Here is a 14190-nt window from a genome sequence, read left to right on the forward strand (position 1 = left end):
GGGGGGCGCCGGGGCGGCGGGGAGCCCCGGGCGGCACCGGGGCGCCGGGGGGGGGGGGCCGGCGCGGCGCGGGGCCCCCCCCCCCCCCCCGATTTCGGATTCCAGTTGGTCAGCGGGGGGAGTCGACGCGGTCCGCGCGCACCGGTGGGGTGGATCGGGCCCGGCGATGAGCAGACATGTGCGCTCCCTCGATGCGTCGTTGCCCCTGGGTGCCGATGTCATACAAACACGGAGTTTGTCCAGGGAGATTTGTAGCACACATTTACGGGACGCGTCCAGACGCGCCGGTGCTTTCTCGGGCAGCGTGAAGAGGGCCGACGACGGCCAATCGACGGGCGGCGGCGCTCAGCCGAAGAGGCGGCGCTGGATCTCGCGGCGGTAGTCCTGCAGCGTGTTGTCGACGTGGACGGCCGCCGCCCGCGCGGCCGCCTCCGGGTCGCCGTCCCGGATCGCCTGGTAGATCGCGAAGTGCTCCTCGACGGCCTCCGCGGCGTGCCCGCCGATGGTGCCGTGCAGCCCGATCGTGCTGGACTGGCGCTGCAACCGGCGGGCCTCGCGGATCGCGGCGACGAAGAACTGGTTGTGCGAGGCCTCGGCGACCGCGAGGTGGAAGTCCTCGTCGCCGCGGTCGAACAGGGCGGCCTGGTCGGTCACGTGGCCGTGTCGGCACGTCTCCGCGGCGGCGCCGATGGCGCGCAGCTCGGCCGGGGTGGCGTGGGTGGCGGCGAGCCTGCTGGCCGCCGTCTCCTGCACGCGGCGGAACTCGAACAGCATGTAGACGTGGTCGAGGTTGGTGGGCAGGAAGAAGCCGCCCCACCGGGAGGAGCCGAGCATGCCCTCGTCGTCGGCCACGTAGAGGCCGCGCCCCTTGTGCGCGCGCACCCGCCCGATCGCGGAGAGGATCTTGATGGCTTCCCGCACCACCGTGCGGCTGGTGCCCATCCGCGCGGCCAGCTCGTTCTCGGTGGGCATCCGGTCGCCGGGCTGCAGCTCCAGTTCGGCGATGAGCTGGAGGATCTGTTCGGCTACCAGCTCGTAGCCGGGCCGGTACGGGCCGCTCGGCGGGGTGCCGTCCGGCTGCCCCGCCGGCACGCCGACCTCCGGTGCCAGTGCGCCATCCGTCAACGCCGCTCCTTCGTGACGGGTCACCTCAAGAGTATGACGGCTCACGCCGTTCGCACAGCTTACATCGCCTCGTGGAGGAAGTGGGCGAGCACGCGTGGCTGGGCGATCGGCGCACGTCAGCGCCTGGAGTGCCGGTCAGTGGTGCGGTCGGGTGCGGTCGGCGGGAATAAGCATGCTCATCAGCGGCGACGGGTCGCCGCCCGCGGACCGCGCGGCCCGCGGGCGGCGGTCGTCACGCGCGCAGCAGCTGGAAGCGCTGGTTGGCGCCGCCGGTGACGGTCCACTGGGAGATGCGGGCGCCGTCGGCGGTGGAGGCGGACCACACGTCCATCGCCAGGCCGCTCAGCTGGTTGACCAGGCTGACCACCCCGCCGCCCTGGTCGACCACCCGCCAGAGCTGGTTCGGCGTCCCGGCGTCACGCTGCTGGGTGATGTCGGCCCCGGTGCCGGCGCCGGACACCTGGAGCACCAGCCCGCTGTGCCGGGCGCGGATGCGGTAGCTGTCGCCCGAGGGCAGGAAGTCGAACTGCTGGTTCAACCCGCCCGTGGCGGGCCACTGGACCAGCGCGGCCCCGGCGGCGGTCGACGCGCCGTTGACGTCGGCCCGCTTGCCGCTGTGCTGCGCCACCAGGTGGTAGTTCACGCCGGGCTCGACCAGCGGCGGCCGGCCCTGCGCCGTCACCCGGTAGGTGTGGCCCGCCTGCCCGGTGAACCGGATCAGGTCGGCCTCCACCCGCTCCGGCTGTACCACCGCGCCGCTGGTCGCGTCCCGCAGCTCGAACGTGCCGGTGAACACCCGGCCGCGGACCTTGACGGCGCCGTCGCGGTCGGGCGTCACGGTCAGCTCGGTCGCCCAGCCGCCGCTCCACGCGGCCCCGACGGTGTACCCGCCCCGGCCGCGCAGACCGGCGAACCGGCCGGTCGGCCAGGCGGCCGGCAGCGCCGGCAGCACGTGCAACTCGCCGTTGTGGCTGTGCAGCAGCATTTCCGCGATGCCCGAGGTCGCGCCGAAGTTGCCGTCGATCTGGAACGGCGGGTGCAGGTCGAACATGTTGGGCGCGAGCCGGTCCGGCGTCACCAGGGAGCGGATCAGGTCGTGCGCCCGGCCGCCCTCCTCCATCCGCGCCCAGTAGTTGATCTTCCAGGCGAGCGACCAGCCGGTGCCGGCGTCGCCGCGCAGTTGCAGCGTCCGCCGTGCGGCCTCGAAGAGCTGGGGCGTGCCGCGCTTGGTGATCTGGTTGCCGGGGTGCAGCCCGTACAGGTGCGAGACGTGCCGGTGGTTCGGCTCGGTCTCGACCCAGTCGTAGAGCCACTCCATGACGTTGCCGCGCGAGCCGACCCGCGTCGGCGCGAGGCGCTGGCTCGTCGCGCGGACCCGCGAGCGGAAGTCGGTGTCCACGCCCAGCACCTCGGACGCGCGGGCGCAGCCCTCGAACAGGTCCCGCAGGATCTGCATGTCCATGGTGGGACCCGCGCACACGCTGGCGTTCGCGTGGTGGTTCAGCTCCGGCGAGTTCGACGGGTTGGTGACGAGCCACTTCAGCGTCGGCTCCTCCACCAGCGTGTCCAGGAAGAACTGGGCGGCGCCCTTGAGCGCCGGGTAGTAGGACCGCAGGAACTCCACGTCACCGGTGAACAGGTAGTGGTCCCAGATCATGGTGGCGAGCCACGCGCCGCCGGTCTGCCACATCCCCGCGGCCGCGAAGTCCACCACCGACGAGCCCCGCCAGCCGTCGGTGTTGTGGTGGGTGACCCAGCCGCCCGCGTTGTACTGCGCCCGCGCGGTGCGCGCGCCGGTCACGGTCAGGTCGTTGATCATGCGGAACACCGGCTCGTAGCACTCGGAGAGGTTCGTCGTGTCGGTCGGCCAGTAGTTCATCGGCAGGTTGGCGTTGAGCGTGTACTTGGACTCCCACGCCGGGTTGAGCTGGTCGTTCCAGATGCCCTGGAGGTTGGCGGGCTGGGTGCCCGGCCGGGAGGACGAGATCAGCAGGTAGCGGCCGTACTGGAAGAGCAGGGCGGAGAACTGCGGGTCGGTGGTGCTGTTGTGCTGCGAGATCCGCACGTCGGTCGGCTGGTCCGCGGCGGCGGTGCGGCCGAGGTCGATCGTCGCGCGCCCGAACAGCCGCTGGTAGTCGGCGACGTGCCGGGAGCGCAGCACGTCGTACGCGGCGCCCTGCGCGCCGTTGAGCCGGCCGCGCGCGATGCCCTGGTAGTCGCCGCTCACGTTGCGGTAGTCGACGTAGCTGGTGCCGATCGAGATCAGCAGGGTCACGCTGGTGGCGTTCGACACCCGCAACGTGCCGCCGGAGCTGCTGGTGCTGCCGCCCTCGGCGACGGCCTTGGCCAGCACCAGGAACCGGACCGCGCCCGCGATGCCGCGGTGGTCGCCGGACCGGCCGTCCAGCGCGATCGTCGTGCCGTCCGGGCTGGACGCGGTCGCGCGCTGCGGCGTGCCGAACGCGGCCGTGAAGGAGATCGAGCCGGGCGTCTCGGCGGTCAGCCGCATGGCGATCACCTGGTCCGGCGCGCTGGCGATCACCTCGCGCCGGTACCGCACGTTGTTCGCCACGTACGTCACCGCGGTGGTGGCGGTGGTCAGGTCGAGCCACCGCTGGTACCCGGAGACCGTGCCGGGGGAGGGGAAGGTGAGCCGGAGGTCGCCGACGGTCTGGTAGGCGAGCTGGCCCGCGGGGATGCCGAGCATCGTCTGGTCGATCAGGCTCTGCGCCTGCGTCCACTGGTTCGCGAACACCAGCCGCCTGATCTCGGCCAGGGCGGCCGCGCCGCGGGTGTTGGTGTAGTCGTGCGGACCACCCGCCCACACCGTGTCCTCGTTGAGCTGCAACCGTTCCACGTCGGCGTTGCCGAAGACCATCGCGCCCATGCGGCCGTTGCCGACCGGCAGCGCGCGCAGCCACTCCGAGCCGGCCGGCCGGTCGTACCACAGCGCGAGGTCGTCGACCGCGCGCACCTCCGGCGGCGCGGCCGAGCCGGCGCGGGCCTGCGCGGTCCACCCGCCGGACACCAGCAGGGCTCCGGCGCCCGCCGCGCCGTACTTCATCACTTGCCTTCGGGGCAGCTCCGACATGTGCTCGGCCTCCAAGCGGACGGTGATCGGTGCGGGGCAGGGCGGGACGTGTGTCCTCTGTGGAGCGTCGTGCGGCGGGCCGCGACGTCCAGGGCTCAACCGGACCTCCGGGCAAGGTAGCCAGTGGCTCACCTCGACGTCAACGCTCAAGGAAGGCGCTTTGTTAGCGATAACAAGGCTTTCCTTTGATTGACCACGTCGAATCGCCGTTCGACGGATAGTCGGATTAGGCCGCACGGTGTAACGAGGCGTTTTCGCCGATCCGACGTGTGGCCGCAGTCGTTGCCCTTCTCGTTAGCGCTAACAGTTGCGTTAGCTGATTTTTAGCACCTACGGTCCCGTCCGGACCGGCCCGAATCCACGCTTCCCGATCCGCCCGGAGTACCCATGGTTCGACGGCGAACTGTCCTCTTCGTGCCCGCGTCCCCGCTCGGCGTCCGCCGTCGAGCGGCAGCCGCGTAGGAGGAGCACGGTGCGTGCGGACGGACAGCTAGGCGTCCCGGTCGGTGATCAGCCTCGCCAGGTCGGCGAGTTCCGCCGCGGGCCGCGGCGCGACCGGGTCCAGGTGCCGCACGGCCCGCGCCAGCAGGCGGTCGGCCTCGGCGCGGCTCCACGCGCGGCCACCGGCCTCCTCCACCAGCTCGGCGAGCCGCGCCACGTCGACCGCGCCGCCCTCCCGGTAGCGCTCGGCCAGCTCGCGCCCGGCCGGCGTGCCGGATTCGAGCGCCGCCACCACGGGGAGGGACTTCTTGAGGCTGCGCAGGTCGGACCGGGCGGGCTTGCCGGTGGTCGCGGGGTCGCCCCAGATGCCGAGCAGGTCGTCCACGTGCTGGTAGGCGACGCCGAGCAGGTGGCCGAACGACCGCAGCGACGCCACCACCGGCGGCGCGGCGTCGGCGAAGTGGGCGCCCAACGCGCACGCCGCCGCCAGCAGGGGCGAGGTCTTGCGCTCCACCATCGCGACGCACTCGGCCAACCGGACGTCGTCGCGCCGCTCGAACGCCAGGTCGGCGTGCTCCCCGTCCACGAGGTCGAGCACCGCCGCGGTGAGCACGCGGGTCGAGGCCGGGTGGGACGACGCGGCCAGCACGTCGGCCGCCAGCGCCAGCAACGCGTCACCGGCGAGGATCGCCGCGTCCGCGCCGAACACCGCCCACGCCGTGGGCCGGTGGCGACGGGTGGGGTCGCGGTCGAGCACGTCGTCGTGCAGCAGGGTGAAGTTGTGGGCCAGCTCCACCGCCACGGCCGCCGCGACGGCGGACTCCGCCGACCCGCCCGCCGCCTCGGCGGACAGCAGCGCGAGCGCCGGGCGGACCGCCTTGCCCGCCCAACCGCCGCTCGGCGTGCCGTGCTCGTCCCACCAGCCCAGGTGGTAGCCCGCGACGTGCCGCATCGAGGCGGGGAGCCGGTCGACCGCCGACCGCAGCGCCGGCCCCACCAGGTCACGGCTCCAGGCCAGCACGGAGGCGGCCGGTCGTGGTTGCGCGCTCGTCATGGTCTGCTCCCGGTGCGGGCGGAGGGCGAGGGGGATCCACAGTGGAGGGTGGCGGGGCGCGCCGCCTCGCGGGCGCCGTCCGCGACAACAGTGAACCACACGCGTCGATGTGGTCCGGGAGACGAAGTGGACGGAGGCCCGCGGGTGAAAGTGCGGTTGGAGGCCATCACCAAGAGCTTCCTCGGTGTCGCCGTGCTGCGGGACGTGGACCTCGAACTGCGGGCCGGCGAGGTGCACGCGCTGGTCGGCGAGAACGGCGCCGGGAAGTCGACGCTGCTGAAGGTGCTGGCCGGGGCGCACCGGCCGGACTCCGGCCGGATCCTGCTGCCGCGCGGCGAGGTGTCGTTCACCGGCCCGCGCGACGCGCAGGCGGCCGGGATCGCGATCATCCACCAGGAGTTCAACCTCCTGGAGCACCGGTCGGTCGCCGAGAACGTCTTCCTCGGCCGCGAGCCCGTGCGCCGGGGTCGCGTCGACCGCCGGGCCATGGAGGACGAGACGCGCCGGCTGCTGGACTGGCTGGGCGTGGGGAGCATCGACCCGGCGGACACCGTGGCGCGCCTCTCGGTCGCGCAGCGGCAGGCGGTGGAGATCGTCAAGGCGCTGTCCGCCGACGCCGAGGTGCTCGCCATGGACGAGCCCACCGCCGCGCTGGCCGACCACGAGGTCGAGCTGCTGTACCGGCTGGTGGCGCGGTTGCGCGAGCGCGGGATGGCGATCCTCTACGTCTCCCACCGGATGCGCGAGGTGTTCGACCTGAGCCAGCTGATCACCGTGCTGAAGGACGGCGCGCTCGTGGCCACCTCGGCGACCGCGGACATCACCCCGGACCGGCTCGTGCGGCTGATGGTCGGCCGCCCGCTCGAAACCCTGTACCCCGGGCGCGGCGGCGACGTCGGCGACGTGCGGTTGGCGCTGCGCGCGGCGGGCAACGGCCGGGTGCGCGACCTGAGCTTCGAGGTCCGCGCCGGGGAGGTCGTCGGCGTGGCCGGGTTGCAGGGCTCCGGCCGGTCCGCGATGGCGCGGGCGATCTGGGGCGTGGAGCCGTTCACCACCGGGGTCCTGGAGGTGGACGGCGTGCCGACGCGCGTGGACGGGCCGCGGGCCGCGGTGCGCGCCGGCCTCGGCTACGTCACCGAGGACCGCAAGGGCGAGGGCTTGGCGCTGCGGCAGTCCGTCCGCGACAACGCCCTGCTGGTGCGGCGGGCCGCGCTGCGGGGGTCGGGGGCCCGCCGCACGGCCGACCTCGCCGACCTGCTCGCGTCCGTGGCGGTCACCGCGCGCGGGCCGCACCAGGAGGTGCGGTACCTGTCGGGCGGCAACCAGCAGAAGGTCGTGCTCGCCAAGTGGCTCGCGGTGGGGCCGCGGGTGCTGGTGGTGGACGAGCCGACGCGCGGCGTGGACGTGGGCGCGAAGCAGACCGTGCACCGCCTGCTGCGCGACCTCGCGCGGGCGGGCATGGCGATCCTGATGATCTCCTCGGAGCTGCCCGAGCTGATCGGCATGAGCGACCGCATCCTGGTGATGCGCGAGGGCGCCGTGGCGGGGGAGCTGCCGGCCGGCGCCTCCGAGGAGGCCGTGATGGCGCTGGCGACTGGCCACGGGATCGGTGACGTCGCGTGAGCGTGGCGCCGGAGCGGACCAGGTCCGGGCGGGACGGGGGCGCGGTGCGGGCGCGCGGGCGTGCGCTGACCCCGACCGCGACCGTCTACCTCGCGCTGGTCGCGCTGCTCGTCGTCGGCAGCGTCCTGGTGGCGTTGCGCGGCGGGGTGCTGCTCGACCAGGGCGGCATCCTCAACATCCTCACCCGCGCCACCGCGCTGGGGCTGGTCGCGATCGGGCAGACGGTGGTCGTGGTCACCGGGTCGCTCGACCTGTCGGTGGCGTACCTGGTCGGGCTGTGCTCGCTGCTGGCGGCCGAGACCATGGCGGGCCGGGACGGGATGATCGTGCCCGGCGTGCTGCTGGCGCTGGCCGTCGCGGCCGTCGTCGGGCTCGTCAACGGTCTCGTGATCACGGTCCTCAAGGCCAACGCGTTCATCGCCACGCTCGGCGTGGCGCTGGTCCTGCGCGGCTACCTGGAGCACGGCTACACCGGTCCCGCGGGCAGCGTGCCGCGGTCGTTCCAGCACCTCGGGTACGGCCGGATCGGCCCGGTCTCGGTGGCGGCGCTGCTGGTGCTGCTCGTCGCCGCGGGCACGTGGTGGTACCTGCGGCGCACCCGCGGCGGCTACCACATGTACGCGGTCGGCGGGGACGTGGACGTCGCCCGGCTGTCCGGGGTGCGCACCGGCCGCACGGTCGTCACCGCGCACGTGCTGTGCTCCCTCGCGGCGGGCCTCGCGGGCGTGTTCCTGGCCGCCCGGCTCGGGTCGGGCGCGCCGTACGTCGGCACGGACGCCGGGTACGACCTGGAGTCCATCGCGGCCGTGGTGCTCGGCGGGACGGCCCTGGCCGGCGGCCGCGGCGGTGTCGTCGGCACGCTCGGCGGCGTCCTCATCCTCGCCACGCTCGACACGGTCTTCGACGACCTCGCGGTCGACCCGTTCTTCAAGGACGTGGTGCGCGGCGTCGTGCTCATCGTCGCGGTGGCGCTGTACGCCCGCCGCCACCTGTCCCGGAGGTCCACGTGACGTGGCGACCCCGCCTGGCCGACGGGACCGCCCCGGTGCTCGTGGTGCTGGCGGTCCTGCTGGTGGCGCTCGCGGTCACCGGGCCCGCCTACGCCGAACCGGCGGGCTACCTGGCGCTGCTCAAGCGCGCCGCGCCCCTGGTGCTCCTGGCGATCGGGCAGTACTTCGTGATCGCCTCCGGCGGCTTCGACCTGTCCGTGGGGTCGCTGGTGACCGCCGAGGTGGTGATCGCCGCCCGGCTGGTCGAGGGCGACGACGCCAACACGGCCTGGGTGATCGCCCTGCTGCTCTGCTTCGGCGTGCTCGTGGGCCTGGTCAACGGCCTGATCACGACGAAGCTGCTGGTGCCGTCGTTCATCGTGACGCTCGGGATGCTGCTCGTGCTGGACGGCGCGGTGTTCCTGTGGACCGGTGGCGCGCCGCGCGGCGCGTTGTCGCCGTCGTTCCGGGTGTTCGGCCGGGGCGGGTTCGACGTGCCGGTGCTGGGCCAGGTGCCGTGGTCGGTGCTCGTCCTGCTGGCGGCGCTGGTCGGCGCGGCGCTGTTCATGCGCGGCGGCACCGGCCGCACGCTGCTGGCGGTGGGCGACAACGACACGGCCGTCCGGCTCGCCGGCGGTCGGGTGGACCTGCTGAGAGTCGTCGCGTTCGTGCTGTCCGGCCTGCTGGCGGCCGTCGCCGCCATCCTGCTCGCCGGGTTCGCCGGCGTCTCCGCCCAGGTCGGTACCGGCCTGGAGTTCCGGGCGATCACGGCCGTCGTGCTCGGCGGGGTGGTGCTCGGCGGCGGTCGCGGCTCGGTCGTCGCGGCGGCCGCGGGCGCGCTCACGCTGGAAGCCCTGTTCTCGCTGTTGAACCTGCTCGGCGTCTCGGGCGCGCTCGAGACCGCGGTGCAGGGGTTGATCATCATCGCGGCGGTCGCCTACGCCGCGCGGGGCGGCGGGTCACGACGAGTGCTGCGGCCTCGCCGGTCCGACCCGGTCACGCCCTGAACGCCGCCGAAGAACCGAGGAGCACCATCATGGACAGGAAGTGGTTGGCCGCCGCACTCGCGGCCGCGCTGGTGACGGCGGGTTGCGCGAGCGACCTGCCCGCCGCGGGGCCGGGTGCCACGACGACCTCCGACCAGGCCGCGGACCGGTCCGAGTTCTTCGACCGGGCCGAGTACGAGCGCCAGTTGCGGTTCCGCACCACCACACCGGTCGGTCTCCCGGGCGGCGGCTCGGAGCCGTGGGAGCAGGCGCTCGACCCGAAGCTGGTCGACACGGCCGCGTTCGCCAAGCCCGGCGGGGGCCACCACCTGTGCTTCTCCAACGCCTCGGTCGACAACCCGTGGCGGCAGGTCGGGTTCAAGACCATGCGGGAGGAGGTGAAGCTGCACCCCGAGATCGCCGAGTTCACCGTGCTGGACGCGGAGGCCAAGGACGACAAGCAGATCAGCGACATCCAGTCGCTGACGGGTCGCGGGTGCAGCGCGCTGATCGTCTCGCCGAACACCACCGCCACCCTCACCCCCGCCGTCGAGGCGGCGTGCCGGACGGGCGTGCCGGTGATCGTGTTCGACCGCGGCGTCGACTCCGACTGCCCGGTCACGTTCATCCACCCGATCGGCGGGTTCGCGTTCGGCGCGGACGGCGCGGAGTTCCTGAAGCAGCGGGTGAAGCCGGGCGGCAAGGTCCTGGCGCTGCGCATCCTGCCCGGCGTGGACGTGCTGGAGCAGCGGTGGGCCGCGGCGAACGAGATCTTCACGGGCAGCGGGCTCGACATCGTCGGCGTCGAGTTCACCGACGGTGACGCGGCCAAGACCAAGACCATCGTCGGGGACTACCTCCAGCGCGAGGGGCAGATCGACGGCGTGTGGATGGACGCCGGCGCGACCGCCGTGGCCGCGGTCGAGGCGTTCCAGGACGCGGGCGTGCCGATCCCGGCGTTCGTCGGCGAGGACCAGCAGGACTTCCTGCGGCTGTGGGCCGCCGAGGGGATGACCGCCGTCGCCCCGACCTACCCGACCTACCAGTGGCGCACGCCGATCATCGCCGCGCTGCGGATCCTCAAGGGCGAGCAGGTGCCCGAGGAGTGGGTGCTGCCGCAGCCGAAGGTGACCCAGGACGACGTCGCGGACTTCATCGACCAGGACATGCCGCCGCTGCACTACGCCATGTGCGGGTGCGAGGGCATGCCGGGCTACCCCGGTCCCTGGAAGTAGTCGGCACCCGAGATCGGAGGAGGAGCCATGGCGGGATCCGTGGGACTTTGGCTGGTCGGCGCGCGCGGCTCCGTCGCGACGACCGCGGTGAGCGGGCTGCTCGCCCTGCGCGCGGGGCTGACCCCGGCGACCGGGTGCGTGACCGAGCGGCCCGAGCTGGCCGGCGTGCCGCTGCCCGGCTGGTCGGACCTGGTCGTCGGCGGGCACGACGTCGCGCACACCCCGCTGGAGAAGCGGGCCGAGCTGCTGGCCCAGGGCGGCGTGCTGCCGCACCACCTGCTGGACGGCGTCCGACCCGGCCTGCGCGAGGTCGACGGCGAGATCCGCACGGCCCGCTTCGACGGCACGCAGGCCGACGTCGCCGAACGCCTGGCCGCGGACATCACCGCGTTCCGGGACCGGCACCGGCTCGCCCGGGTCGTCGTGGTCGACGTGTCGTCCACCGAACCGCCCGTGCCGGCCGAGCCCGAGCACGCCGACCTGGCCGCGCTGCGGCGGGCGCTGGCGGACCCGCGGCGCGCCGTGCTGCCGCCGAGTTCGCTGGCCGCCTACGCGGCGCTCACCGCGGGCTGCTCCTACGTGGCGTTCACGCCCTCGACCGGGATCGCCCTGCCCGCGCTGGACGAGCTGGCCCGGCGGGAAGGGCTGCCCTACGCCGGGCGGGACGGCAAGACCGGCGAGACCCTGCTGCGCACCGCGCTCGCGCCGATGTTCACCGCGCGTGCCCTGCGCGTGCGGTCGTGGGCGGGCACCAACCTGCTCGGCGGCGGTGACGGCGCGACCCTGGAGGACCCGGCGCACGCCGACAGCAAGCTGCGGACCAAGGCGAGCGGCCTGGCGGCGCTGCTCGGCGGCGAGGTCACCGCGCCCCTGCACATCGACAACGTGCCCGACCTCGGCGAGACGAAGACCGCGTGGGACCACGTGTCGTTCGAGGGGTTCCTCGGGGCGCGGATGTCGTTGCAGTTCACCTGGACCGGGTTGGACTCGGCGCTGGCCGCGCCGCTGGTGCTCGACCTGACCCGGCTCGTGGCCGCGGCGCACGCGGCGGGGGAGTCCGGCGCGTTGGGCGCGTTGGCGTTCTTCTTCAAGGACCCCCTCGGTTCCGACGAGCACCGCCTCGCCGAGCAGACCCGCGCGCTGCACGAGTGGGCGAGGGGACTGGGATGAGGGCGTACCTGGAGCTGGTGCGGGCGCCGGCCGCGCTCACCGCGCTCGGCGACACCCTCGTCGGCTCCCCGACCCCGCTGCGGGGCAGGCGGCTGCTGCTGCCCCTGGCCTCGGCCGCGCTGTACTGGGCGGGGATGGCGCTCAACGACTGGGCCGACCGCGACCTGGACGCGGTCGAGCGGCCGGAGCGACCCATCCCGTCCGGGCGGGTCGCCCCCGAGGTCGCCCTGGCCACCGCCGTCGGCCTCACCGGTGTCGGCATCGGGCTCGCCGCGGCGGCCGGGCGCGACGCGGTCCCCCTCACGGCGGCGGTGTGGGCCTACGACGCGGTCCTGAAGGACACGCCCGCCGGTCCGCTCGCGATGGCCGCGTGCCGCGGGCTCGACGTGCTGCTGGGCGGCCGCGCCCCGCTGCCCGCCGCGCTGGTGGCGCTGCACACGCTCGGCGTGACCGTGCTGTCGCGCGGCGAGGTGCACGGCACGTCGCCCGCCGTGGCCGGGGCCGTCGCGGCCGGCACGGCCCTGACCGCCGTGTCCGCGGCGGTCGCCTCCGGCGGCCGGCGCACCGGCGTCGCCGCCGCGGTGGCCTACGCCGCCTCGGTCGGACGTGCGCAGTGGGCGGTGGTGCGGGACCCGTCGGCGACGACCGTGCGCGCGGCGACCAGGGCGGGCATCCACGGCGTGGTGCTGCTCCAGGCCGCGCTCGCCCGGCACGGCGCGGCGATCGCGCTGGTCCTGCCGCTGGTCCGGGCGCTCGGCCGGAAGGTGGGCCCGACATGACCTTCCACCTCGGGTACGGCACCAACGGGTTCGCCAACCACCGCCTGGACGACGCGCTGTCGATCATCGCCGACCTCGGCTACACGGCGGTCGCCCTCACGCTCGACCACCACCACCTCGACCCGTTCGCCGACGACATCGGGCCGCGCACCGACCGGCTCGCGGCCCGCCTGGCGCAGCTGGGCCTGCGGGTCGTCGTGGAGACCGGGGCGCGCTACCTGCTCGACCCGTGGCACAAGCACCACCCCACGCTGGTGAGCGGCGACCAGGAGGTCCGGGTCGACTTCCTGCTGCGGGCCAAGCGGATCGCCGCCGACCTGGGCGCGGACTGCGTCTCGTTCTGGTCCGGCATCGGCTCCCCGGATGCCTGGGAGCACCTGAAGTCGGGCGTCGACGCCGTGCTGACCGGCGGGCCCGCCGTGCCGATCGCGCTGGAGCCCGAGCCGGGCATGGTGGTGGAGCGCCTGGACCAGGCCCTGCGGCTGCGGGCGGAACTGGGAGACCCGGACCTGCTCGGCATCACGCTCGACGTGGGGCACTGCGTGGCGGTGGAACCGCAGGACGCGGCGGCGTGTGTGCGCCGGGCGGGCGACCTGCTGCTGAACGTGCAGTTGGACGACATGGTGCCGGGCGTGCACGAGCACCTGGAGTTCGGCGAGGGCCTGCTCGACCTGCCCGGCACGCTCGCGGCGCTGACCGACATCGGCTACCGGGGTGTCGCCGGGGTGGAGCTGCCCCGGCACAACCACGTCGCGCCCGTGGTGGCCAGGCGGGCGTTCGAGGCGCTGCGGGCGGCGAGCTGGCTGGCCGGGGCCGAGCGGTCCGTGCGCGCCGACCCCGCGTCCATCCGGTCCCTGTTCCCGGCCGCGGGCCGGGCCGTCCGGGACCGGGTGGCGGATGCCCGCGTGCGGCTGCTCGTGACCTACGCCGACGCCGCCCCCGACGTGGCGGAAGGGCTCACCGCGCTCTACCGGCACGGCACCTCGGCCGAACGCCTCGGCGTGCTCCGCGGGCTCGCCGAGATCGGCGGCCGGGCGGCCGAGACCGGCGTCGAGCTGGTCAAGGACGCCCTGCGCGGCAACGAGACCGGCCTCGTCGCGGCGGCGCTCGGGCCGTTCGCCGCCGCGCACCTCGACCAGCACGCGTGGCGGCACGGCGTGCTGAAGTGCCTGTTCATGGGCGTGCCGCTGGACGTCGTCGCCGACCTCGACCGGCGCGCGGACGACGAACTGCGGCGGATGGTGTCCGCGTTCGCCGAGGAACGCCGCGCGGCCGGCCGCCAGGTGCCCGCGGACGCCCTCGCTCTGCTCGGGAAGGCGTCCTGATGCGCATCTTCGACCCGCACGTCCACATGACCTCGCGCACCACCGACGACTACGAGGCCATGCACCGGGCCGGCGTCCGCGCGCTCGTGGAACCCGCGTTCTGGCTGGGACAACCGCGCACCAACGTGGGGTCGTTCCTCGACTACTTCGACGGCCTGATCGGCTGGGAGCGGTTCCGCGCGGCCCAGTTCGGCATCGCCCACCACTGCGCCATCGCGTTGAACCCGAAGGAGGCCAACGACCGGCGCTGCGCCGGAGTGCTGGACCACCTCCCGCACTACCTCGCCAAGGACGGGGTGGTGGCGGTGGGTGAGGTGGGTTACGACTCGATGACGCCGGAGGAGGATGTGGCGTTCGCGCGGCAGTTGGAGT

10 protein-coding genes and 1 pseudogene are annotated in these 14190 nt (G+C 74.1%); 8 read left to right on the forward strand and 3 right to left on the reverse strand.

Going from position 1 to position 14190, the window contains the following annotated elements; translation table 11 throughout:
- Positions 1-345: 345 nt before the first annotated feature.
- The 3 genes from ACFXGA_RS36085 to ACFXGA_RS36095 all read right to left on the reverse strand — a co-directional run bounded on the left by ACFXGA_RS36085 (position 346) and on the right by ACFXGA_RS36095 (position 5711).
- Complete coding sequence (locus tag ACFXGA_RS36085) at positions 346-1125, reverse strand: FadR/GntR family transcriptional regulator (RefSeq protein WP_378096222.1); 780 nt, start codon at positions 1123-1125, stop codon at positions 346-348.
- Positions 1126-1357: 232 nt separating this feature from the next.
- The gene (locus ACFXGA_RS36090) at positions 1358-4231 is read right to left on the reverse strand and encodes a glycoside hydrolase N-terminal domain-containing protein (RefSeq protein WP_378096226.1); all 2874 of its coding nucleotides are present in this window, start codon (positions 4229-4231) and stop codon (positions 1358-1360) included.
- A gap of 475 nt (positions 4232-4706) precedes the next feature.
- Entirely contained in the window at positions 4707-5711 is a 1005-nt protein-coding gene (locus ACFXGA_RS36095; protein ID WP_378096229.1) for a polyprenyl synthetase family protein, read from the reverse strand.
- Positions 5712-5855: 144 nt separating this feature from the next.
- Between ACFXGA_RS36095 and ACFXGA_RS36100 the strand changes: the two genes are divergently transcribed.
- From ACFXGA_RS36100 to ACFXGA_RS36135, 8 genes and pseudogenes are all read left to right on the forward strand, one after another.
- Positions 5856-7334, forward strand: a complete 1479-nt coding sequence (locus tag ACFXGA_RS36100; RefSeq protein WP_378096232.1) for a sugar ABC transporter ATP-binding protein — start codon at positions 5856-5858, stop codon at positions 7332-7334.
- A gap of 44 nt (positions 7335-7378) precedes the next feature.
- The gene (locus tag ACFXGA_RS36105; protein ID WP_378096250.1) at positions 7379-8344 is read left to right on the forward strand and encodes an ABC transporter permease; all 966 of its coding nucleotides are present in this window, start codon (positions 7379-7381) and stop codon (positions 8342-8344) included.
- The gene (locus ACFXGA_RS36110; protein ID WP_378096235.1) at positions 8341-9330 is read left to right on the forward strand and encodes an ABC transporter permease; all 990 of its coding nucleotides are present in this window, start codon (positions 8341-8343) and stop codon (positions 9328-9330) included. The genes ACFXGA_RS36105 and ACFXGA_RS36110 overlap by 4 nt, the downstream gene beginning before the upstream one ends.
- A 29-nt stretch (positions 9331-9359) precedes the next feature.
- Positions 9360-10544, forward strand: a complete 1185-nt coding sequence (locus ACFXGA_RS36115; RefSeq protein ID WP_378096238.1) for a substrate-binding domain-containing protein — start codon at positions 9360-9362, stop codon at positions 10542-10544.
- Between the two features lie 27 nt (positions 10545-10571).
- Positions 10572-11714 carry an inositol-3-phosphate synthase gene (locus tag ACFXGA_RS36120; protein ID WP_378096241.1) on the forward strand — a complete coding sequence of 381 codons (1143 nt, stop codon included), beginning with the start codon at positions 10572-10574 and terminating at the stop codon, positions 11712-11714.
- Positions 11711-12493, forward strand: a complete 783-nt coding sequence (locus ACFXGA_RS36125) for an SCO3242 family prenyltransferase (protein ID WP_378096244.1) — start codon at positions 11711-11713, stop codon at positions 12491-12493. Before ACFXGA_RS36120 ends, ACFXGA_RS36125 begins: the two co-directional genes overlap by 4 nt.
- Positions 12490-13818 (forward strand): EboA domain-containing protein, encoded by a 1329-nt coding sequence (locus ACFXGA_RS36130; protein WP_378096247.1) that lies wholly within the window; start codon positions 12490-12492, stop codon positions 13816-13818. The genes ACFXGA_RS36125 and ACFXGA_RS36130 overlap by 4 nt, the downstream gene beginning before the upstream one ends.
- A pseudogene (locus ACFXGA_RS36135) lies at positions 13818-14190 on the forward strand (hydrolase TatD); the annotation flags it as partial. The gene ACFXGA_RS36130 and the pseudogene ACFXGA_RS36135, both read left to right, overlap by 1 nt.

Origin of the sequence: Actinosynnema sp. NPDC059335 (assembly GCF_042752395.1) — a bacterium.
In the GTDB taxonomy this organism is placed as follows: Bacteria; Actinomycetota; Actinomycetes; order Mycobacteriales; family Pseudonocardiaceae; genus Actinosynnema.

Coding starts and splice junctions, on each gene's coding strand:
- ACFXGA_RS36120 (WP_378096241.1), top strand. CDS start 10,572: ATGGCGGGATCCGTGGGACTTTGGCTGGTCGGCGCGCGCGGCTCCGTC.
- ACFXGA_RS36125 (WP_378096244.1), top strand. CDS start 11,711: ATGAGGGCGTACCTGGAGCTGGTGCGGGCGCCGGCCGCGCTCACCGCG.
- ACFXGA_RS36095 (WP_378096229.1), bottom strand. CDS start 5,711: ATGACGAGCGCGCAACCACGACCGGCCGCCTCCGTGCTGGCCTGGAGC.
- ACFXGA_RS36130 (WP_378096247.1), top strand. CDS start 12,490: ATGACCTTCCACCTCGGGTACGGCACCAACGGGTTCGCCAACCACCGC.
- ACFXGA_RS36115 (WP_378096238.1), top strand. CDS start 9,360: ATGGACAGGAAGTGGTTGGCCGCCGCACTCGCGGCCGCGCTGGTGACG.